A 20,447-nucleotide genomic window follows, 5' to 3' on the forward strand; every position below is an offset into this window, starting at 1 on the left:
CAGTAACGGTGTGATCCGCGATGCCCCATGCCAGTGCCGCTTCCGCCAGGATGTTCGGAACGCATAAGCATTCTGGAGGGGACAGCGCAATGAGCTACAACCAGCCGGGCCCGTACGGCGGGCAGCCGCCCCAGGGCCAGCCCGGACCCTATGGTCAGGGCCAGCCCGGACCGTACGGACAGCAGCCCGGACCGTACGGCGGCCAGCCGCCCCAGGGTCCCCCGCAGGGCCAGCCCGGCTACGGCTACCCGCAGCAGGCCCCCCAGGGCGTTCCCCCGCAGCAGCCCCCGCAGGGCTACGGCTACCCGCAGGGCCAGCAGCCGGGCCCGTACGGCCAGCAGCCCCCCGCTCCCCCCTACGGCGGCCAGCAGGCCTACGGCGGCCAGCCCCCGTTCCCCCCGGCCCAGCCGAAGAAGAAGACCGGCCTGATCGTCGGTGTGGGCGTGGTGGCGCTGGCGGTCATCGCGGGCGGGGTGTACTTCCTCACCTCCGGCGGTTCCAGCAACAGCGATGTGGCGGACTCCACCAAGGGCTACAAGCTGACGCCCGCGGCCGCGGTGGACGACTACAAGAAGGACAGCTCGGGGTCGGCACCCTCGGGCCCCGTCACCGGGACGGACAAGGCCAAGGCCGAGGCCATGGGCATCGAGAACGCCCATCAGGCGGGCGCCGCGTACAAGAGCGGCTCCGAGGAGAACCCGCTCACCATGAAGATGCTCATGCTCACGGGCTTCTGGGGTGAGGTCACCGACCCGGCGAAGGTCGTCGACAACGCGTTCAACGACGCCGAGAAGGACATGTCCAAGAGCAGCGGCGGCCAGAAGGTCTCCCTGGTCGGCAGTGCCAAGAACGTCAAGCCGGCCGGTTTCGAGGGCGCGCTGATGAAGTGCCAGGACCTCAAGATGGTCAACGACAAGGCCGACGGCACCGCGGCGGGCGGGCCGAAGGAGATGATCACGCCGGTCTGTGTCTGGTCCGACTACAGCACCGTGGGCATCGTCGTCGCGATCGACGTCGGCGGCGCCCTGACGGGCAAGGGCATGGCGCAGGACGAGGTGGCAGCCCTTGCCGCGAAGCTCTACAACACCTCCCGCACCAAGGTCTGACACCCACAGGCCTGGTCCGCACAACAGCGAAGGGGCGCCCGCCGGTTGACCGGTCGGGCGCCCCTTCGGCGTACGTCGTGCTGCTGTGCCGCTACGCGGACTTCTCGTGGCGGCCGCCGTCGTTCTTGCCGATCGTGCGCGGCTCGCGCGGGACCAGCGTGGGATTCACGTTGTTGCGGACGACGTCCGCAGTGATGACGACGCGGGCGACGTCCTTGCGGGACGGGACCTCGTACATCACGGACTGGAGGACTTCCTCCATGATGGCGCGCAGACCGCGTGCGCCCGTCTGGCGCAGGATCGCCTGGTCGGCGATGGCCTCCAGGGCCTCGCGCTCGAAGTCCAGCTCCACACCGTCGAGTTCGAACAGCCTCTGGTACTGCTTCACCAGGGCGTTGCGCGGCTCGACCAGGATCTGGAGCAGTGCTTCGCGGTCCAGGTTGTGCACCGAGGTCAGCACGGGGAGACGGCCGATGAACTCGGGGATCATCCCGAACTTCACCAGGTCCTCCGGCATGACCTCCTGGAACTGGTCGCTCGCCTGGATCTCCAGCTTGGAGCGGATCGTCGCGCCGAAGCCGATGCCCTTGGCGCCGGCCCGCGACTCGATGATCTTCTCCAGACCGGAGAAGGCACCGCCCACGATGAACAGCACGTTCGTCGTGTCGATCTGGATGAACTCCTGGTGCGGGTGCTTGCGTCCGCCCTGCGGCGGTACGGAGGCGGTGGTGCCCTCCAGGATCTTCAGCAGGGCCTGCTGGACACCCTCGCCCGAGACATCGCGGGTGATCGACGGGTTCTCGCTCTTGCGGGCGACCTTGTCGATCTCGTCGATGTAGATGATCCCGGTCTCGGCCTTCTTGACGTCGTAGTCGGCCGCCTGGATCAGCTTGAGCAGGATGTTCTCGACGTCCTCGCCGACATAGCCGGCCTCCGTCAGCGCCGTCGCGTCGGCGATGGCGAACGGGACGTTGAGCATGCGGGCCAGTGTCTGCGCGAGGAGCGTCTTGCCGGAGCCCGTGGGACCCAGCAGCAGGATGTTGGACTTGGCGAGCTCGATCGCGTCCTCGCGATTCGCGCCGCCACCGTTCTCCCCGGCCTGGACCCTTTTGTAGTGGTTGTACACCGCGACCGAGAGGGCCTTCTTCGCGGGCTCCTGCCCGACGACGTACCCCTCGAGGAACTCGTAGATCTCCCGAGGCTTGGGAAGCTCTTCCCAACGCACCTCGGAGGTCTCGGCGAGCTCCTCCTCAATGATCTCGTTGCAGAGATCGATGCACTCGTCGCAGATGTACACACCGGGTCCCGCGATGAGCTTCTTCACCTGCTTCTGGCTCTTTCCGCAGAACGAGCACTTGAGCAGGTCGCCGCCATCACCGATGCGTGCCACGAGGTGCTTCCCCTTCGCCTGGGAGACGCCTGGTTCAGCGACTCCTGGTGCCTCTATCCGACGGTACCTTGCCTGGCCCCCCGTTCGGGCCCCCCTTGGCACGGTTCACACGGTCCGGGCCGTGCGATCGGACTGTGCCAAGGGGAAAGACCGACGTCAGACGGCTGCGCCGGCCGTGGTCTTACGGGTGGAGACGATCTGGTCCACCAGACCGTACGCGAGGGCGTCCTCGGCGGTCAGGATCTTGTCGCGCTCGATGTCCTCGCTGATCTTCTCCAGCGGGGTGGTGGAGTGCTTGGCCAGCATCTCCTCCAGCTGCGTACGCATCCGCAGGATCTCGTTGGCCGCGATCTCCAGGTCGGAGAGCTGCTCGCGGCCGGTCTGCGAGGACGGCTGGTGGATGAGCACCCGGGCGTGCGGGAGCGCCATGCGCTTGCCCGGCGTGCCCGCGGCCAGCAGGACGGCGGCGGCGGAGGCCGCCTGGCCCATGCAGACCGTCTGGATGTCCGGCTTCACGAACTGCATCGTGTCGTAGATCGCGGTGAGCGCGGTGAACGAGCCGCCGGGGCTGTTGATGTAGATCGAGATGTCGCGGTCCGGGTCCATCGACTCCAGGCACAGCAGCTGCGCCATGACGTCGTTGGCCGAGGCGTCGTCGATCTGGACGCCGAGGAAGATCACGCGCTCCTCGAAGAGCTTCGCGTACGGGTCGTACTCACGCACACCCTGCGAGGTGCGCTCCACGAAGCGCGGGACGACGTAGCGGTTGTCCACCTGCGGGCCGGTGTAGAGGCCGCTCGCGGAGGCGCCGGGGAAGTTGTTCATGTGGGTGTTCACCATCCTGGTGGCGTTCTGTGGGCTGGGGATCTCGGCGTACGAGAGGTGCGCGGCAGGTGCTGCAGGTCCGGTGGAAGCCGGATCAGGCACCGGTGCCGCCGCCGCCCGGGATGCCCGACGCGAACGTGATGATCTCGTCGATGAGGCCGTACTCCTTGGCCTCCTCCGCGGTGTACCAGCGGTCGCGGTCGCCGTCGCGGATGATCGTCTCCACGGTCTGGCCGGAGTGGTGGGCGGTGATCTCCGCCATCCGCTTCTTCGTGCGGAGCAGGTACTCGGCCTGGATCTTGATGTCCGAGGCGGTACCGCCGATGCCGGCCGAACCCTGGTGCATGAGGATGTCGGTGTTCGGGAGCGCGAAGCGCTTGCCCGCGGAGCCGCCGGTGAGCAGGAACTGGCCCATCGAGGCCGCCATGCCCATACCGATGGTGACCACGTCGTTCGGGATGTACTGCATGGTGTCGTAGACCGCCATGCCTGCCGTCACCGAGCCGCCGGGGCTGTTGATGTAGAGGTAGATGTCCTTGTCCGGATCGGCGGCAAGGAGGAGAAGCTGTGCGGTGATCTTGTTGGCGATGTCATCGTCGACCTGCTGACCGAGGAAGATGATGCGCTCGCCGAGCAGTCGGCTGTAGACCTGGTCACCGAGGCCTCCACCGAGGGACGGCTCTCCGGCGGCGTAGGGCATCAGATTCGTCACGTATCCACCTGCTCGTCTCTGACGGCTCCGGCCGTCTCAGCGTCTTCGTACCGGGTGGGCGGGGAATCCCCCACCCTTCCTATTCATGGACCCTAACGCGCAGGTAGGACAACGCCATCCCGCTTCCCCAACTGTTCGCTGGGAGCGCAAGGTCCGCAGTGGGCACAAGGGTTCCGGTGGTCGCACGGCGATACGACGGCGGCCTTCGGACCCGGTACGGCGACGGGCCCCGGACGCGATGCGTCCGGGGCCCGTCGTACGAACCGTTCCGTGCCGACCGGCCGGGGCCGGTCGGCGCGGGACTCAGGCCTCGGTCTTCTCCGCGGGCTGCGCCTCGGCGGCTGCCTCGGTGCTCTCCTCGGTGGCGGTCTCGGCCACGGCCTCGACGTCCTCGTCCTCGAGGTCGACGACCTCACCGTTGGTGTCGGTGACCTTGGCGGCCTCGACGACCACGGCGAGCGCCTTGCCGCGGGCGACCTCGCCGACGAGCATCGGCACCTGGCCACCCTCGACGACGGCCTGGGCGAACTGGTCGGGGCTCATGCCGGAGGAGGCCGCACGCCGCATGAGGTGCTCGGTGAGCTCCTCCTGGTTGACGTTCAGCTTCTCCTTGTTGACGAGCTCGTCCAGGATGAACTGGGTCTTGATGCCCTTGATCGCCTGCTCGGCGGTCTCGGCCTCGAACTCTTCGAGGGTCTTGCCCTGGATCTCCAGGTACTTCTCCAGGTCGAGACCCATCTGGCCGAGCTGGTGGTGCTCCAGGTTGTGCTTGCGGGTCTGGACCTCGTCCGCGAGGAGCTTCTCGGGGATCGGGACCTCGGCGAGCTTCAGCAGCTCGTCCAGGACGCGCTCCTGGGCCTGGGTGGCCTGGTCGTACTGCTTGGTGTTCTCCAGGCGCTTGCGGCTGTCCGCCTTGAGCTCGTCGAGCGTGTCGAACTCGCTTGCCATCTGGGCGAAGTCGTCGTCCAGCTCGGGAAGCTCACGGGCGGCGACGGCGGTGACCTTGACGGTGACCTCCGCTTCCTTGCCCTCGGCGGAGCCGCCCTTCAGCTCGGAGGTGAAGGTGGCCTCGCCACCGGCCTCCAGGCCGGTCACGGCCTCGTCGATGCCGTCGAGGAGCTCGCCGGAACCGATGGTGTACGAGACACCCGCGGCCACGCCGTCCTCCAGGACCTCTCCGTCGACCTTGGCCTCCAGGTCGATCGTCACGACGTCGCCCTCCGCGGCGGCGCGCTCGACCGGGTTGGTGGAGGCGAAGCGCTCGCGGAGCTGCTCCACGGCCTTCTCGACGTCCTCATCGGTGACCTCAAGGGCGTCCACGGTGACCTCGATGCCGGAGTAGTCCGGGATCTCGATCTCGGGGCGTACGTCAACCTCGGCGGTGAAGGCCAGCAGCTCGCCGTCCTTCAGCTCGGTGATGTCGACCTCGGGCTGGCCGAGGACGTTCAGCTCACCCTCGTTGACGGCCTCGGTGTAGAACTTCGGGAGGGCGTCGTTGACGGCCTCCTCCAGCACCGCACCACGGCCGAACCGCTGGTCGATGACCCGGGCCGGGATCTTGCCCTTGCGGAAGCCCTTCACCGTGACCTGCTGGTTGATCTTCTTGTACGCCGCGTCGAGGCTGTCCTTGAGCTCCTCGAAGGGCACCTCGATGCTGAGCCGAACCCGGGTCGGGTTCAGGGTCTCCACGGCGCTCTTCACGGTTCGGTCTCCTTGGTGGCTGACTTCTTGGGGTTCTGCTGGGCCGCCGAGAGGCGGCTTCGCGGACCGAGCCCGGTACATCAGACACACGGGCACGCATTTTGCATAGTAACGGCAAGGGGGATGACTCCCACAATGCGATCTTGCCGGTGGTCGGGGTGGCCGGATTCGAACCGACGACCTTCCGCTCCCAAAGCGGACGCGCTACCAAGCTGCGCCACACCCCGTCGGTGCGACACGTAGGGTACATGCAGAAGGGCGGTGCATCCGCCGCTTTCGCCGGCGGCCGGGCGACCGGCCCGGACCCGGCCCTCATGGGGCCGGGAAAACAGCCGGAACACAACGGGTGTGCGGAGCGGGTCACGGACCCGCTACGATGCTCTTCGTACCGAGGTCGCGACGACCTCCGGTGCGGTGCTTGCGGGCGTAGCTCAATGGTAGAGCCCTAGTCTTCCAAACTAGCTACGCGGGTTCGATTCCCGTCGCCCGCTCCATGCTTGGGCCCGGTCCGACGACAACCTCGTCGGACCGGGCCTTTTGCGTGTACTCCCGCGTGACGCGGATCACGCGCCGCGCCCGCCCGGGGATGCCGGGCGGGGGCGCGCGGTCAGAAGCTGATCTGGTTGATGGTGTCCGCTATCGAGTTCATGAACCTGTTGATCGACGGCGCCATGCCGGTCGACGCCAGGAAGAAGCCGAACAGCACTGCCACGATCGCGGGCCCGGCCTTGATCGATCCGCCTCGGATCAGCACCACCAGGATGACCGCGAACAGCAGCACCATAGACAGTGAAATAGCCACGTCTGATCACACCCTCGGTCGGTCCGCCTTGCCGGCCCGGAAGCGTGCACCAGAGCGCGCCCCGTTTGCGTCCATCGTGCCACCAACTCCCCTGTGGTTGCTGCCGCCTGATGAACCGAACTGACCGGATCCCGCCATCCTCGGAGCCGGATCGGAGGAACCCGGCGGGGTCCGGGGCGGGTCCGGGGCAGGTCCGGGGGCTGGTTCCGGATCCCGGCACGGGCGGTACCGCCGGGGATTCACCGAAATCTGTACGGGCGCTGTGGGTGAACTGTGAATCCGTCGCCGGGGACACGGGGCCGAATATGAATCACAGTGATCGTTTCTGTATCCCCACACTTCGTTCACAGGCTATTGCCGACACCAAGTGCGACGTAATTCACTGACCCCAACCACCCGACGATATGCACTATTTAAGGGGGATCAGTCGTGTCATAACGGTCGGTTTTTGGTAGTTTCACTTTCGAATGGGTGGGAACACGCGATATCTCGTGGTCGTTTTACGAACGCCAATCAACGGGTCTAAGGTGCCTTAGATGTTCCAAGCTCCGAGCGCATTCAAGAGGGCCCCGCTCCCCCCAGCGACCCGGGAGTCGGAGCCCAGAAACGAACAGACCATGACGGCCACCCGGACCTCCCCCACCACGGTTCCGGTCACGCCGTCGGTCACCCCCTCGTCCGCGTCGGCGTCGTCCGCCGCACCCTCGAAGAAACGTGATCCCTACTTCGACAATGTGAAGTATCTGGCCATCGTGCTGGTCGCCGTGGCGCACGCCTGGGAACCGGTGATGGACGGCAGCCGGGCCACCCGGGCGCTGTACCTGGTCGTCTACACGTTCCACATGCCGGCCTTCATCCTCATCTCCGGCTACTTCTCCCGCTCCTTCGACATGACACCCGCCAAGGTGAAACGCCTGGTCACCGGGGTCGCTGTTCCCTATGTGCTGTTCGAGACCGCGTACGCGCTGTTCAAGCGGTACGCGGGCGGCTCGGCCGACGAGGCGGTCAGCCTGCTCGATCCGCTGTTCCTGACCTGGTTCCTGGTCGCCCTCTTCGTCTGGCGGATCACCACGCCGATCTGGCGCGCGCTGCGGCACCCGCTGCCGATCGCGCTGACGATCGCCGTGCTCGCCTCGGTGTCGCCGGACATCGGCGACGACCTCGATCTCCAGCGGGTTCTGCAGTTCCTGCCGTTCTTCGTGCTCGGTCTGGTCATGAAGCCCGAGCACTTCGAGATGATCCGCCGCCGCGAGGTGCGGCTGCTGTCCCTGCCGCTCTTCGCGGGGGCCCTGCTCTTCGCCTACTGGGCCGCCCCGCGTATGCAGCTCGGCTGGTTCTACCGCAGCAACAGCGCGCAGGAGCTGGGCGCTCCGTGGTGGTCGGGGGCGGTGATGTCCCTGGCGATGTTCGGGTGCGCCCTGGTGCTGACCGCCGGGTTCCTGGCCTGGGTGCCGCGCCGCCGCATGTGGTTCACGGTGCTGGGCGCCGGCACCATCTGCGGCTATCTGCTGCACGGCTTCCTGATCAAGGGCGCCGGGTACGCGGGGCTGTTCGACCGGCAGGAGTGGCTCGCCGAGCCGGCCGGGCTGGTCGTCGTCTCGGCCGTCGCCGCCGCCGCGGTGACGCTCCTGTGCACTCCGCCGGTGCGGCGCGCGCTGCGTTTCGCGACGGAGCCGGACATGGACTGGGCGTTCCGCCGCGACGCCGCCGGGCGGCGCTGAGGCGGTTCCCGCTCGACCGCGTGGGCCCGGCCGGGTTTCCGGCCGGGCCCACGCGGTTGCGGGTGCGGGTGCGGCGTGCGCGTGCGGCGCTTCCGTCAGTGCGTCGCCGGGTTGGCTTGATCCTGACGGTCGGCGGGCGATTCCGGCGCGGTGAGACCCAACAGGCCGCGCACCTGCGCATATTTCGCTGCCAGCCGGGTACGGGTCGCCGGTTCCAGGACCGCGAGGCGGGCCGGGTCGGCGTTGTGGGCCAGGTCCGCCTCCTTGACGAGCAGGGCGCCCGGGGTGGCGAGGATCCGTCCGGTGTACGCGGACAGGTCCTCGCCGGGCCGTCCGGTAACGGCGAGGACCATGTCCTTGACCTGTTGCGGCAGCGCCGCCCCGGCCAGCCAGCCGACGGAGAGCACGTCGTCCTCGACCGCGTCGTGCAGCCAGGCCGCGGCGATCTGTCCGTCGCTGCCGCCCCGGGCCCGTACCCCCTCGGCGACCGCCGCGAGGTGTTCGGTGTACGGGCGTCCCGCCTTGTCCCGCTGGGTCGCGTGGGCCGCGCGGGCGATCGCCTCGATCTCGGCCAGGGTCAGCTGTGGGGTGGGCACGGCCCCGACTGTACGGCCCGACAGGCTCTCAGCGCAGGGCCGCACGGGCCGGGATGGTGGAGGCCCCGAGCCCCAGGAGCACGGTCGCCGCGGCGAACGACCCGTACAGCACCGGGGGGATGTACGGTGCCTCGCCCGTCAGGCCCTTCATCATCGGGACGAGTGTGGCCAGGGCTATGCCCGTACCGAGGACGATCCCGGCACCGGTGACCAGCAGGGCCTCCCAGCGGATCATGCTCATGACCTGGCGCCGGGTGGAGCCGACGAGACGGAGCACGGTGAGCTCGCGGCGGCGGGCCAGGACCGTCATGACCAGGGTGTTCACGGCCGCGACCGCGGCGAATCCGCCGAGGACCGCGGCCATGGTGGTGTTGGCCCAGGCGTTGAGCTCCCGCTGCTGGTTCTGCGCGGCGGCGTAGCCGGAGTGGTCGGTGACGGTGCCCAGGGCGGTGAGGGCGCGCGCCGCCCGCGGGGTGGCGCGGACCAGGACGTCGGAGGCGTACGGCGAGGTGACATGGCCCCTGAGGTCGGCCGCGGGCAGGGTGACGAGCGAGATGCCCAGGCCCCGGCCGTAGACGGCGACGACCTTCGGGGACGCCTCGGTGCCGTCCGGGAGGCGCAGTGCGAGCCGGTCGCCGGTGGCGACCTTCGCGGAGTTCGCCAGGGTGGTGTCGATGGCGACCGTGCCGGGGCGGAGGGCGCCGAGCGTCCCCGTTCGGACGTCGAGGTCCTGGACCTCGGCGAGGTCGGCGGCCGAGCCGATGACGCCCTGGGTCGACGCGGTGGCCAGCCATCGGTCGCCACCGCTTCCGCTCGGCACCACGACGGAGGTACGGAGCAGGCCGACCGCGGTGGAGACGCCGGGGGTCCCGGCGGCACGCTCGGTGGCGTCGGAGGCGAGTCCCACCGGGGCGGAGACGATGTGGTCGGCGGTGATGCCGTCGCGCTGCTGGTGCTCGACGGCCCGGTTCTCGCTGGTGTGCATGAAGACGAGGGTCGAGGAGAAGGCCATGGCGAGCACGATCGGGGTGATCGCGGAGGCCAGCCGGCGGGCGTTCGCACGGGAGTTGGCGGCGGCCAGTTCCCCGGAGGCGCCCGCGGCGCGCAGCGGGAGGCCGAGGACGCCCGCGCAGAGCCGGGCGATCAGCGGGCCGAGCAGGGCGACGGCCAGCATGAAGAGCATGACGACGCCGAGCGCGGCGTTGGCGGCGTCGTCGCCGGTCTGGGAGGCGGCGATGCCCGCGAAAACGCCCCCGCCGATGAGGGAGAGGATGCCCAGCGGCGTACGGATCCAGCCGAACGGGGCACCCTCCACGGCGCTCTGGGCCAGGGCCAGGCCCGGCTTGGTCTTCGCCGGGCGGCGGGCGGCGAGGTAGCCGGCGAGCAGCGCGGTGAGCACGGTGGCGGCGACGGCGATGCCCAGGGGCAGCGGGCCGACGTCGAGCCGTACGGCTTCGGGGATGGCGCCCTTGTCCTTCAGCCGGCCGAACCACCAGGTCGCCAGGGCGATTCCGGGCAGGGTGCCGAGGGCTCCGGCGAGCGGGGCGACGAGGAGGGATTCGGTGGCGATGGTGCGGCGCAGCTGGCGCGGGGTGGCTCCGATGGCGCGCAGCAGGGCGAACTCGCGGCTGCGCTGACCGACGGAGAGGGCGACCGTACCGGCGGCGGTGAAGACGGCGACCATGGTGGCGACGCCGCCGAAGGAGCCGCCGAGTCCGACGAGGAGCTCCTCGGCTCCCGCGAGGCCGGGGTCCTCGACACTGCCCCGGTCGTCGCCGGTGTGGACCTTCGCGGAGTGCGCGGCGCCGACGGCCCGGCCGACCTCGTCGGCGAGGGCGTCGGGGGTGGTGCCGGGGGCGGCGAGCACGGCGATGGCGTCGACCTTGCCGGGGTGGCCGGAGACGGCGTCGGCCTGCCGGTCGGCGAACCAGAGGGTGGCGGCGGTGCCGGTGGTGCCCGAGACGCGGAACTCGTGTGCGCCGGCCGGGGTGTCCAGGGTGAGGGTGTCGCCGATCCGGCCCTCGATGCCGGTGCCGATGACGACCTCGCCGCTCTCCGGCGCGTCGCCGGTGACCAGTTCCGTGCCGGTGAACGCGGTGGATCCCCAGCCGTGGGCGGTAAGGGGGGTGCGGTCCTGGTGCACCGGGAAGGTGAGGTCGCCGATCGCGGCGGCCGCTCCGGGGGCCGCCGCGGCCTTCTTCACGAGGGACGCGGGCAGCCGCGCGGTGTCCGGGAGTACGGCGGTCGCCTCGTAGGCCTCCTCGCCACTGCCGGACATCATGCGGGCCTGCTGGTCGGCGGCGACGAGGACGGGGGCCTTGGCGTAGCGGTCGGCGGGGACCGAGGCGGTGAGGCCGGTCTGGAGCAGGATGCCGCACGCGGAGACGATCGCGGCGGCCATCAGGAGCGCGACGAAGGTCCCGGCGAACGAGGAGGGCCGGAAGCGGACGGCCGCGCGGGCCAGGCCGTTCGGGAGGTGCGGGGTGAACATCAGGCCGCAACTCCGGCGTGCGCGTGGACGGGGGCCGTGAGGGCGGTCATCCGGGCCGCGATCCGCTCGGCGGTGGCGTGCGGCAGGCTGTCCGCGATCGCTCCGTCGGCGAGGAAGAGCACGCGGTCGGCCCAGGCGGCGGCCGCCGGGTCGTGGGTGACCATGACGACGGTCGCGCCGAGGCTGTCCACGGCGTGCCGGAGCAGGGCGAGGATCTCGGCGGCGGTGGTGGTGTCGAGGGCGCCGGTCGGCTCGTCGGCGAAGACCACGTCGGGCCGGGTGACCAGGGCGCGGGCGATGGCGACGCGCTGCTGCTGGCCGCCGGAGAGCTGGCCGGGGCGCCGGTTGCCCTTGTCGCCGAGGCCGACACGGGTGAGCATGTCGGCGGCGCTGCGGCGGGCCGCGGCGGAACCGGTGCGCTGTCCGTCGAGGCGCATGGGCAGCACGATGTTCTGCTCGACCGTCAGGGACGGCAGCAGGTTGAAGGCCTGGAAGACGAAGCCGAGGCGGCTGCGGCGCAGTTCGGTGAGCTTGTTCTCGCTCATGCCGGTGATCTCGGTGCCGCCGAGGCGTACGGATCCTTCGGTGGGGCGGTCGAGTCCGGCCGCGCACTGGAGGAAGGTCGACTTCCCGGAGCCGGAGGGGCCCATCACGGCGGTGAAGCTGCCGCGCGGGAGCGTGAGGTCGATGCCGCGCAGGGCGTGGACGGTGGCGGAGCCCCGTCCGTACTGCCGCCGGACGCCGCGCAGTTCGACGGCCGCGTCGGCACGGCCGTTCTCCCCGTACTCCCCGTACTCGTGCTCCCCGTACTCCCGGTCCTCCCGCGGGCCTCGCGCGGCCTGCGAGCTCCGCGCGTCCCGCGAGCTCCGGGCCTCCCGCGAGCCCTGCGCGATGCGCTTCGTGCGTCGCAGCCCCATGGTGTGTGTCCTTCCGTCGCCACGTCCGAATCGATACCTCGAACGTACGGATCACGGGGTGTCACGGGCCATGGCGGCTGCTGGTGGACCGGGGGTGGGGATTGCCCCACCCCCGGCGGATTCGACCAGGCATAGTTGCAACATCAATTGTTCGGTAAACTAATTACTGACGTATTCTTGACGCGCTCTTGACCTAACGAAGGACCAAGCTCATCGGACACGCAGACACGCTCATAGCCATGGGCGGCGCCTTCCTGGCCGCCGCCGTCCTCGCCCGCGTCGGCGCCCGCATCGGCCTGCCGACGATTCCCCTGTTCATCCTGGCCGGGATTCTGCTCGGCCCGCACACCCCCGGCATCGTTCTCGTCGCCGACCCGCACGAGCTGGAGATGCTCTCCGCGCTCGGCCTCGTGCTGCTGCTCTTCTATCTGGGACTCGAGTTCCACCTCGACGACCTCAAAGCGGGCGGGCGCAAGATGGCGCTCGCCGGCGGCGCCTATCTCGCCCTGAACGTCGGCGCGGGACTCGGCTTCGGATTCGCGCTGGGCTGGGGCACCTCCGAGGCGCTGGTCCTCGCCGGAGTGCTCGGCATCTCGTCCTCCGCCATCGTCACCAAGGTCCTCGTCGACCTGGGACGCATCGGCAATCCGGAGACCAAGCCGGTCCTCGGCATCATCGTCGTCGAGGACGTCTTCCTCGCCCTGTACCTGGCGGCGCTCCAGCCGATCCTGTCCGGCGCGGACAGCCTCTCGGCCGCGGTCGTCGACGGCGGCAAGGCCTTCGGCTTCCTGCTGCTCCTCGCCCTGGCCGCCCGCTTCGGCACCAAGGTCGTCTCCAAGCTGATCAACACCAAGGACGACGAACTCCTCGTCATCTCCTTCCTCGGTGCCGCGGTCTTCGTCGCCGGGGTCTCCGAGTGGTTCGGTGTGGCCGACGCCATCGGCGCGTTCATGGTCGGCCTGATGCTCGGCAGCACGACCTCGGGCGGCCGCATCCTCAAGCTGGTCCACCCGCTGCGGGACGCCTTCGGGGCGATCTTCTTCTTCGCCTTCGGACTCTCCATCGACCCGGGCGATCTGCCGAGCGTGGCGTGGCCGGTGCTGGCGGCTGTCGCGGTGACCGTGGCGATGAACGTGTTCGCGGGGCTCGCCGCCGCCAAGGTGTACTCCTTCGGGGCGCAGGCCACGGCGAACATCTCCACCACGCTGCTGGCCCGGGGCGAATTCGCCCTGATCCTGGCCACGATGGCGGCGGGCGCCGGTCTGGACGAACGGCTCTCCCCGTTCATCGCGGGTTATGTGCTCGTCCTCGCCGTCCTCGCCCCGCTCGCCGCCGGACGCTCGCACTGGCTGGCCCGGATTCTGCCCGGCGGGCGGTCCGGGGGCCGGGGCGGCAGCGGCGACGGGAACGGGGATCCGAATCCGGGCAGGGTTCCGGTCACGGCCTGAGACACACGCGCGGGGCACCCCAATTGCGCACCTTCCGGTGATGGGGCGCCCCGCGTTGACGTCCGTACGGTATGGGCCGTTTTGTACACGGTTCACGGACGGGGCCCGCGCTGGCCCGCGGCGCCGGGATCAGGCGCGGCGGGACAGCAGCAGCAGCGCCCGGTCGTCGTTGACGTCCTTCGCGCAGGCCTCGATCAGATGCCAGGCGGCACCCTCGAAGCCGCTGGTGACATAGCGGTCGGCCTCGCCGGTCAGCCGGTCGATGCCCTCGGCGATGTCCCGGTCGGACGCCTCCACCAGCCCGTCGGTGAACAGCATCAGCACGTCCCCGGGGGCCAGCGAGCCCTTCACCGCGTCGAACTCCGCCCCGTCGTAGACCCCGAGCAGGGGCCCCTCGGCTGCCTTCTCCTCCCAGTGGCCGCTGCCCGCGTGCAGCTGGAGGGCGGGCGGATGGCCGGCCGAGAGGATCTCGTAGTCGCCGGACTCAAGGTCCAGCACCAGATGGATCGAGGTCGCGAAGCCCTCGTCCCAGTCCTGGCGCAGCAGATAGCCGTTGGCCGCGGGCAGGAAGCCGTGCGGCGGCAGCGAGCCGAGGAGCCCGCCGAAGGCGCCGGACAGCAGCAGGGCCCGGGAGCCCGCGTCCATGCCCTTGCCGGAGACATCGGTGAGTACGGCCTCCAGGGTGCGGCCGCCGTTGGTGCGTGCCGCGACGACGAAGTCACCGGAGAAGGACTGGCCGCCCGCCGGGCGCAGCGCCATCTCGCGGTGCCAGCCCTGCGGCAGCCGGGGCAGGGCGCTCTGGACCCGGATGCGTTCGCGCAGGTCGAAGAGCATCGTGCCGCCGCGCCGCCACGGCACCCCGACCCGGGCCCGGAACTGCGCGAGGACCAGCCCGAAGAACCCGCAGGCCGCGACCACCAGGACGGTGCCCGGGGTGACCCGGGACGGGCCGTCCTCGTACGGTCCGAGCGTGAGGGCCTCCACGATCAGGGCGGCGGCGGCCGTGGCGTACAGGCCCAGCAGGCTGGCGGGCCGCAGCAGCAGTCCGCCCGCGACGATCGGCAGGACGAGCGCGGCGGGGGCGAACCACACGGGGTTCAGCATCGTGGCGCAGGTGATCGCCGGAATCGTCAGCAGCAGTCCGACGAGGGCGATCCAGTCGGAGCCGTCGCCCCGGAAGTAGTCGACCCCGGATTTGCGCAGCGCGACGCGGGCCCGGTGCGCCGACTTCCGCCACCGGGCCAGGTACGCGTCCACTTCTCCGCGACGGGCCATTGCGGGGACTTTATCCACCCGGCCGCCTCCGGTGCAGGGGGACCCCTGTGACAATGCGTTCGAAATCGGGTCGCTCGCCCGTCACGGCCCTGGTAGGGATGGCATATGACAACAGAACTCCGGGTACTGCGACCTTCCGAATGGGACAGCTGGCTCAGCTGTCTGGAGCGTGGCTTCGGCGCCGTGCCCGCCCCACCGGAGTCCCGGGAACTCTGGCTCTCCCTCACCGAGTACGACCGGTTCCTCGGACTGTGGGACGGCGCCGACTGCGTGGGGACGACGGGGGCGTACAGCTTCCGGCTGACCGTTCCGGGCGGGGCGGCCGTGCCCGCCGCCGGGGTGACGATGGTGAGCGTCGCCGCGACGCACCGCCGACGCGGAGCGCTCACCGCGATGATGCGGCGCCAGCTCGACGACGTCCGTTCCTGGGGTGAGCCGCTGGCCGTGCTGACGGCTTCGGAGCCCGCGATCTACGGGCGCTTCGGCTACGGGGCCGCCACCCGGGAGATGCGTCTGGACATCGAGACCTCCCGGGTGCGGCTGGCCCGGCCGGCCGGTTCGGACGAGGTCGAGCTGCGGTACGCGGATCCGGTGGAGGCCCTGGCCGCCTGCGAGGGGGTGTACGCGCGGCTGGCGCCGGGGCGCCCGGGGACTCCCGTGCGCAGGCCGAACTGGGACCGTACGGCGGTGGCCGACCCCGAGCGGGATCGCTCGGGCGCCTCGCCGCTGCAGTGCGTTCTGGCGGAGCGGGACGGCGAGGTCGTCGGGTACGCCACCTTCCGCACCAAGCCCGACTGGGGCAGGACCGGGCCCACCGGCACGGTGACGCTGCGGGATCTGGGGGCGCTCGACCCCGCCTCGTACGCCTCGCTGTGGCGGTTCCTCTTCGACATCGACCTGATGACGAGGGTCGAGTGCGACAACCGGCCCGCGGACGACCCGCTCCTGCACCTCGTCGACGATGTCCGGCGCTGCGACGTACGCGTGATGGACGGGCTGTACGTCCGGCTGGTGGAGGTGGGCGCGGCCCTGGAGGCGCGGACCTACCGGACGCCGGTGGACGTGGTGCTGGAGGTCGAGGACGCGTTCTGCCCCTGGAACGCGGGGCGTTGGCGCCTCACCGCGGACCGCGAGGGCGGGGCCACGTGCCGGCGGACGGAGGACGAGGCCGATCTGGAGCTCTCGGTACGGGAGTTGGGCTCGGTGTATCTGGGCGGGGTGTCACTGGCCTCGCTGGCGGCGGCCGGGCGGGTACGGGAGCTGCGGCCGGGGGCGCTGGCGGAGGCCGGGGCGGCGTTCTCCTGGGACGTGGAGCCGTGGCTGCCGCACGGGTTCTAGACCCGCCGGGGCGGTACGGGCCCGGCGGTCTCCGGTGGTCCGTACCGTCTCAGCCGGCCGGCTGGCAGACCGGGCACCAGAAGAGGTTGCGGGCCGCCAGCGGGGCCGTGCGGATCTCGGTGCCGCAGATGTGGCACGGCTGGTGGGTGCGGCGGTACACATAGACCTCGCCGCCGTGGTCGTCCACCCGGGGCTCGCGGCCCATCGCCCCGGGCAGGTGCTCGGGGCGGACCGTGTCGATCCGGTTGTTCCGTACGCCCTCCCGCATCAGCACCGCGAGGTCGGCCCAGATCGCGTCCCACTCCCCGCGGGTGAGGTCCCTGCCGGGGCGGTACGGGTCGATGCCGTGCCGGAACAGGACCTCGGCGCGGTACACATTGCCGACGCCCGCGACGACCTTCTGGTCCATCAGGAGGGCCGCGACGGTGATCCGGCTGCGGGAGATCCGCTGCCAGGCCCGCTCGCCTTCCTCGCCGGTGCGCAGCGGGTCCGGGCCGAGGCGGTCGTGTATCGCGCGTTTCTCGGGCTCGGTGATCAGGGCGCAGGTGGTGGGCCCGCGCAGATCGGCGTGGTGGTCCTCGTTGACCAGACGCAGCCGCACGGTGTCGGTGGGCGGCGGGGCCGGGGCCGTACCGAAGCCGAGCTTGCCGAACAGCCCGAGGTGGATGTGGACCCAGCCGGTGTCCCCGAAGCCGAGGAAGAGGTGCTTGCCATGGGCGTCCACCGCGTCCAGCTCGTGCCCGTCCAGCAGCGCGGCGCTGTCGGAGAACTTGCCCTGCGGGCTGCTCACCCGCACCGGCCGCCCGGCGAATCTGTCCCGGTGGTCCGCGGCGAGACGGTGGATCGTGTGTCCCTCGGGCACGGTCGGCTCCCTGTGCGATGCGGTGCGGCGCTGTGCGGTTCGGTTCTGTGCCCTGTCGTGCGTGACGCCGGTGGCCGTGACGACGGCGGTCGTCGAACGGCCGTGCCGCCGGGCGGACCCGGCGGCACGGTGACGTGGTGGGGCGGCGCGGGCCTGGTCAGCCCTGCTGCGGGTGGTGGGCCGGGATCGGGGGGAGCTCGCCGGTGCTCTCGTACGCCGACAGCATCTCGATGCGGCGCGTGTGACGCTCCTCGTTCGAGTACGGGGTGCTGAGGAAGATCTCGACGAACTTGGTGGACTCCTCCACCGTGTGCATCCGGCCGCCGACGGCGACGACATTGGCGTTGTTGTGCTCACGGCCGAGCGCGGCGGTCTGCTCGCTCCAGGCCAGTGCGGCGCGGACGCCCTTGACCTTGTTGGCGGCGATCTGCTCGCCGTTGCCGGAGCCGCCGATCACGATGCCCAGGCTGTCCGGGTCCGCGGCCGTCTTCTCGGCGGCACGCAGGCAGAACGGCGGGTAGTCGTCCTGGGCGTCATAGATGTGGGGCCCGCAGTCGACGGCCTCGTGGCCGTGCGCCTGGAGCCATTCGACGAGGTGGTTCTTGAGTTCGTAACCGGCATGGTCCGATCCGAGGTACACGCGCATGGTCCGAAGTGTGGCACGAACGGCGCGGGGTAGCCGTCAGCGGGGTCGGGACCCTCCAGGGCGCCGGTGTGGGCAAGACCACTCGGGCAACGATCCGGACAACGATCCGGAATCAGGGGTTCCGCTTTGGACAGGTCCCGGGCTTGAATGCGTGACCTCGTCTCCGCACACCACGCGGAGCGGGATCCGACCCGTGTGACCGCAAACGTAAGGATCCGTTCCATGACGTCGCAGACGACGACGGCGAAGTCGGGCCAGATGCCCGGTGAGCCGGAGAAGCCGGTGTCCCCCGACGGGCTCCAGGCCGGACTGAAGAACCGCCACCTCTCGATGATCGCGATCGGCGGGGTGATCGGCGCGGGCCTGTTCGTGGGCTCCGGCGCGGGCATCGCGGCCGCGGGGCCGGCCATCCTGCTCTCGTACGCGCTGGTCGGCCTGATGGTCGTCTTCGTGATGCGGATGCTGGGCGAGATGGCCGTCGCCCGGCCGAGCTCCGGCTCGTTCTCCGCCTATGCCGACCGGGCGCTGGGCCGCTGGGCCGGCTTCTCGATCGGCTGGCTGTACTGGTTCTTCTGGGTCGTGGTGCTCGCCGTCGAGGCGACGGCCGGTGCCAAGATCCTGGAGAGCTGGATCCCGGGTGTGCCGCAGTGGACCTGGGCGCTGATCGTGATGCTCGTGCTCACCGCGACGAACCTGGTCTCGGTCGGTTCGTACGGCGAGTTCGAGTTCTGGTTCGCCGGGATCAAGGTGGTGGCGATCGGCGCCTTCGTGGTCGTCGGTCTGCTCGCCGTCTTCGGCCTGCTGCCGGGGTCGGACAACCCGGGTTCGGGGCTCGCGCATCTCACGGACAGCGGAGGGTTCTTCCCCGAGGGGCCCGGCGCCGTCCTCACCGGTGTGCTGATGGTCGTCTTCTCGTTCATGGGCAGCGAGATCGTGACCCTGGCGGCCGGTGAGTCCGAGGACCCGCAGCGGGCCGTGTCCAAGGCGACGAACAGCGTGATCTGGCGGATCGCGGTCTTCTACCTCGGCTCGATCTTCGTCGTGCTGACCCTGCTGCCGTGGAACGACCCGTCGATCGTCGAGGAGGGCTCGTACGTCGCCGCCCTCGACTCCATCGGCATCCCGCACGCCGGCCGGGTCATGGACGTCATCGTGCTGACGGCCGTGCTGTCCTGCCTGAACTCCGGCCTCTACACGGCCTCCCGGATGGCGTTCTCCCTCGGCGGCCGGGGGGACGCGCCGAAGGCCTTCGCCCGGGTGAACAGGCGCGGGGTGCCGCAGGTGGCGATCCTGTCCTCCGTGGTGTTCGGATTCGTCGCGGTGTTCTTCAACTACCAGTGGCCCGACAGCGTCTTCCAGTTCCTGCTGAACTCCTCGGGCGCCGTCGCCCTGTTCGTCTGGCTGGTCATCTGCTTCACCCAGCTGCGGATGCGCGGGATCATCCTGCGCGAGTCCCCGGAGAAGCTGGTCGTACGGATGTGGCTGTTCCCGTACCTGACCTGGGCGACGATCGCGATGATCTCCTTCGTCCTCGTCTACATGCTGACCGACGACAACGGCCGCGAGCAGGTGCTGCTCTCACTGCTGGTCGCGGCGCTGGTGGTGGCGATCTCGCTGGTACGCGACCGGCGCGGACGCCGGGCCGCGAAGGTGCCGGCCGACAGGTGACCGGGCAGCCGACGGCCGACGGGGCGTCGGCTCCCGGACACACGAGAGGCTCGCCGGTCGGGTTTCCCCGTACGACCGGCGAGCCTCTCGCGGGGCCGCCGAAGCGGCCCGGGGGCGTCAGCCCCGACGCCCGATGAGCTTCCAGGACGCGGGCAGCGCGCCCATGGCCAGCGCCGCCTTGAGGGCGTCGCCGATCAGGAACGGCACCAGGCCCGCGGCGACCGCGGCGCTCATCGACATCCCGGTGGAGAGCGCGAGGTAAGGCACTCCGACCGCGTAGATGATCAGCGAACCGACCGCCATCGTGCCCGCGGTGCGCAGCACGGAGCGGTCACCGCCGCGCCGGGCGAGGCCGCCGACCACGGTGGCGGCGAGCAGCATGCCGAGCACATAGCCGAACGAGGCACCGCCCGGACCGGAGGTGCCCTCGGAGAACCACGGCATGCCGGCCATGCCGACGAGCGCGTACAGGGCGAGTGAGAGGAAGCCGCGGCGGGCGCCGAGCGCGGTGCCGATGAGGAGCGCCGCGAAGGTCTGGCCGGTGACGGGGACCGGGGAGCCGGGGACCGGGACGGCGATCTGGGCCGCGATGCCGGTGAGGGCGGCGCCGCCCACGACCAGGGCCGTGTCGACGGCGTAGCGGTGCCGGGCTGCGGGCAGCAGGTCGGCGAGGACCGCTCCGGAACGGACGGGGGCGACAGCAGTGCTCATCGGGACTCCGCGGGTGAGGGCAGGCAGTGGGTGCAGGCCGGGTGGATGCGAGCACGGTGGGTGCAAGCGTGCTGCGGACACCGGGGCGGGAACACCGGCGTGGGAACACCGGGGTGGCACAGCCGGGTGGAACAGCGGGGTGGACACAGACTGCAGTTGACGTTAGCCCACCGGTTAACGCTCGATCACCGTCAGCCGCCCACAAAGCGGCGGGCGAGCGCGTGGTGGGGTTCGTACA

At 70.4% G+C, this 20,447-nt stretch carries 17 protein-coding genes and 2 tRNA genes; 6 read left to right on the forward strand and 13 right to left on the reverse strand.

Going from position 1 to position 20,447, the window contains the following annotated elements; genetic code table 11:
- Positions 1 to 89 precede the first annotated feature (89 nt).
- A complete protein-coding gene (locus tag ACIGJO_RS03820; RefSeq protein WP_399951516.1) occupies positions 90 to 1,106 on the forward strand; it encodes a hypothetical protein in 1,017 nt (338 codons plus the stop codon).
- 91 nt (positions 1,107 to 1,197) lie between these two features.
- Here ACIGJO_RS03820 and clpX read toward each other — a convergent pair whose 3' ends face one another.
- The 5 genes from clpX to ACIGJO_RS03845 all read right to left on the reverse strand — a co-directional run bounded on the left by clpX (position 1,198) and on the right by ACIGJO_RS03845 (position 5,961).
- Positions 1,198 to 2,496: an ATP-dependent Clp protease ATP-binding subunit ClpX gene (gene clpX / locus ACIGJO_RS03825; protein ID WP_399951519.1), complete on the reverse strand. Its 1,299-nt coding sequence runs from the start codon at positions 2,494 to 2,496 to the stop codon at positions 1,198 to 1,200.
- 156 nt (positions 2,497 to 2,652) lie between these two features.
- Positions 2,653 to 3,336, reverse strand: coding sequence for an ATP-dependent Clp protease proteolytic subunit (locus ACIGJO_RS03830; RefSeq protein ID WP_323179675.1), 684 nt, complete (start codon positions 3,334 to 3,336; stop codon positions 2,653 to 2,655).
- Positions 3,337 to 3,415: 79 nt separating this feature from the next.
- On the reverse strand, positions 3,416 to 4,021 hold the full coding sequence (locus ACIGJO_RS03835) for an ATP-dependent Clp protease proteolytic subunit (protein WP_329944148.1): 606 nt from the start codon (positions 4,019 to 4,021) through the stop codon (positions 3,416 to 3,418).
- Between the two features lie 315 nt (positions 4,022 to 4,336).
- Positions 4,337 to 5,734, reverse strand: coding sequence for a trigger factor (gene tig / locus ACIGJO_RS03840; protein WP_399951522.1), 1,398 nt, complete (start codon positions 5,732 to 5,734; stop codon positions 4,337 to 4,339).
- 150 nt (positions 5,735 to 5,884) lie between these two features.
- Positions 5,885 to 5,961 (reverse strand) — tRNA-Pro (locus tag ACIGJO_RS03845).
- Between the two features lie 193 nt (positions 5,962 to 6,154).
- On the opposite strand from ACIGJO_RS03845, the gene ACIGJO_RS03850 reads away from it, so the two are divergent.
- Positions 6,155 to 6,228 (forward strand) — tRNA-Gly (locus tag ACIGJO_RS03850).
- 113 nt (positions 6,229 to 6,341) lie between these two features.
- Here the strand turns inward: ACIGJO_RS03850 and ACIGJO_RS03855 are convergent.
- Positions 6,342 to 6,536: a hypothetical protein gene (locus ACIGJO_RS03855; RefSeq protein WP_073723181.1), complete on the reverse strand. Its 195-nt coding sequence runs from the start codon at positions 6,534 to 6,536 to the stop codon at positions 6,342 to 6,344.
- Positions 6,537 to 7,072: 536 nt separating this feature from the next.
- On the opposite strand from ACIGJO_RS03855, the gene ACIGJO_RS03860 reads away from it, so the two are divergent.
- Positions 7,073 to 8,257: an acyltransferase family protein gene (locus ACIGJO_RS03860; RefSeq protein ID WP_399951525.1), complete on the forward strand. Its 1,185-nt coding sequence runs from the start codon at positions 7,073 to 7,075 to the stop codon at positions 8,255 to 8,257.
- 95 nt (positions 8,258 to 8,352) lie between these two features.
- Here ACIGJO_RS03860 and ACIGJO_RS03865 read toward each other — a convergent pair whose 3' ends face one another.
- From ACIGJO_RS03865 to ACIGJO_RS03875, 3 genes are read right to left on the reverse strand one after another with little or no spacing between them, the layout of a single operon-like run.
- Entirely contained in the window at positions 8,353 to 8,853 is a 501-nt protein-coding gene (locus tag ACIGJO_RS03865; protein WP_399951528.1) for an HD domain-containing protein, read from the reverse strand.
- 28 nt (positions 8,854 to 8,881) lie between these two features.
- The gene (locus ACIGJO_RS03870; protein ID WP_399951530.1) at positions 8,882 to 11,344 is read right to left on the reverse strand and encodes an FtsX-like permease family protein; all 2,463 of its coding nucleotides are present in this window, start codon (positions 11,342 to 11,344) and stop codon (positions 8,882 to 8,884) included.
- Positions 11,344 to 12,261, reverse strand: coding sequence for an ABC transporter ATP-binding protein (locus ACIGJO_RS03875; protein WP_399951533.1), 918 nt, complete (start codon positions 12,259 to 12,261; stop codon positions 11,344 to 11,346). The genes ACIGJO_RS03870 and ACIGJO_RS03875 overlap by 1 nt, the downstream gene beginning before the upstream one ends.
- Positions 12,262 to 12,500: 239 nt before the next feature.
- Here ACIGJO_RS03875 and ACIGJO_RS03880 point away from each other — a divergent pair, with 239 nt between their 5' ends.
- Positions 12,501 to 13,709: a cation:proton antiporter gene (locus ACIGJO_RS03880; protein WP_399951536.1), complete on the forward strand. Its 1,209-nt coding sequence runs from the start codon at positions 12,501 to 12,503 to the stop codon at positions 13,707 to 13,709.
- A gap of 129 nt (positions 13,710 to 13,838) precedes the next feature.
- Here the strand turns inward: ACIGJO_RS03880 and ACIGJO_RS03885 are convergent, their stop codons facing one another.
- On the reverse strand, positions 13,839 to 14,984 hold the full coding sequence (locus ACIGJO_RS03885) for a PP2C family protein-serine/threonine phosphatase (RefSeq protein ID WP_399951539.1): 1,146 nt from the start codon (positions 14,982 to 14,984) through the stop codon (positions 13,839 to 13,841).
- A 105-nt stretch (positions 14,985 to 15,089) separates the two neighbouring features.
- On the opposite strand from ACIGJO_RS03885, the gene ACIGJO_RS03890 reads away from it, so the two are divergent.
- Positions 15,090 to 16,322 carry a GNAT family N-acetyltransferase gene (locus tag ACIGJO_RS03890; protein WP_399951542.1) on the forward strand — a complete coding sequence of 411 codons (1,233 nt, stop codon included), beginning with the start codon at positions 15,090 to 15,092 and terminating at the stop codon, positions 16,320 to 16,322.
- A gap of 49 nt (positions 16,323 to 16,371) precedes the next feature.
- Here ACIGJO_RS03890 and ACIGJO_RS03895 read toward each other — a convergent pair whose 3' ends face one another.
- Positions 16,372 to 17,184, reverse strand: coding sequence for an Fpg/Nei family DNA glycosylase (locus tag ACIGJO_RS03895; protein ID WP_399951545.1), 813 nt, complete (start codon positions 17,182 to 17,184; stop codon positions 16,372 to 16,374).
- Positions 17,185 to 17,341: 157 nt separating this feature from the next.
- Positions 17,342 to 17,830: a ribose-5-phosphate isomerase gene (locus ACIGJO_RS03900; RefSeq protein ID WP_399951548.1), complete on the reverse strand. Its 489-nt coding sequence runs from the start codon at positions 17,828 to 17,830 to the stop codon at positions 17,342 to 17,344.
- Positions 17,831 to 18,052: 222 nt separating this feature from the next.
- Here ACIGJO_RS03900 and ACIGJO_RS03905 point away from each other — a divergent pair, with 222 nt between their 5' ends.
- Entirely contained in the window at positions 18,053 to 19,498 is a 1,446-nt protein-coding gene (locus tag ACIGJO_RS03905) for an amino acid permease (RefSeq protein ID WP_399951551.1), read from the forward strand.
- A gap of 117 nt (positions 19,499 to 19,615) precedes the next feature.
- Here the strand turns inward: ACIGJO_RS03905 and ACIGJO_RS03910 are convergent, their stop codons facing one another.
- Positions 19,616 to 20,209, reverse strand: coding sequence for a biotin transporter BioY (locus ACIGJO_RS03910; RefSeq protein WP_266930664.1), 594 nt, complete (start codon positions 20,207 to 20,209; stop codon positions 19,616 to 19,618).
- Positions 20,210 to 20,447 lie beyond the last annotated feature (238 nt).

It is taken from the genome of Streptomyces sp. NPDC079020 (assembly GCF_044542225.1).
In the GTDB taxonomy this organism is placed as follows: Bacteria; Actinomycetota; Actinomycetes; order Streptomycetales; family Streptomycetaceae; genus Streptomyces.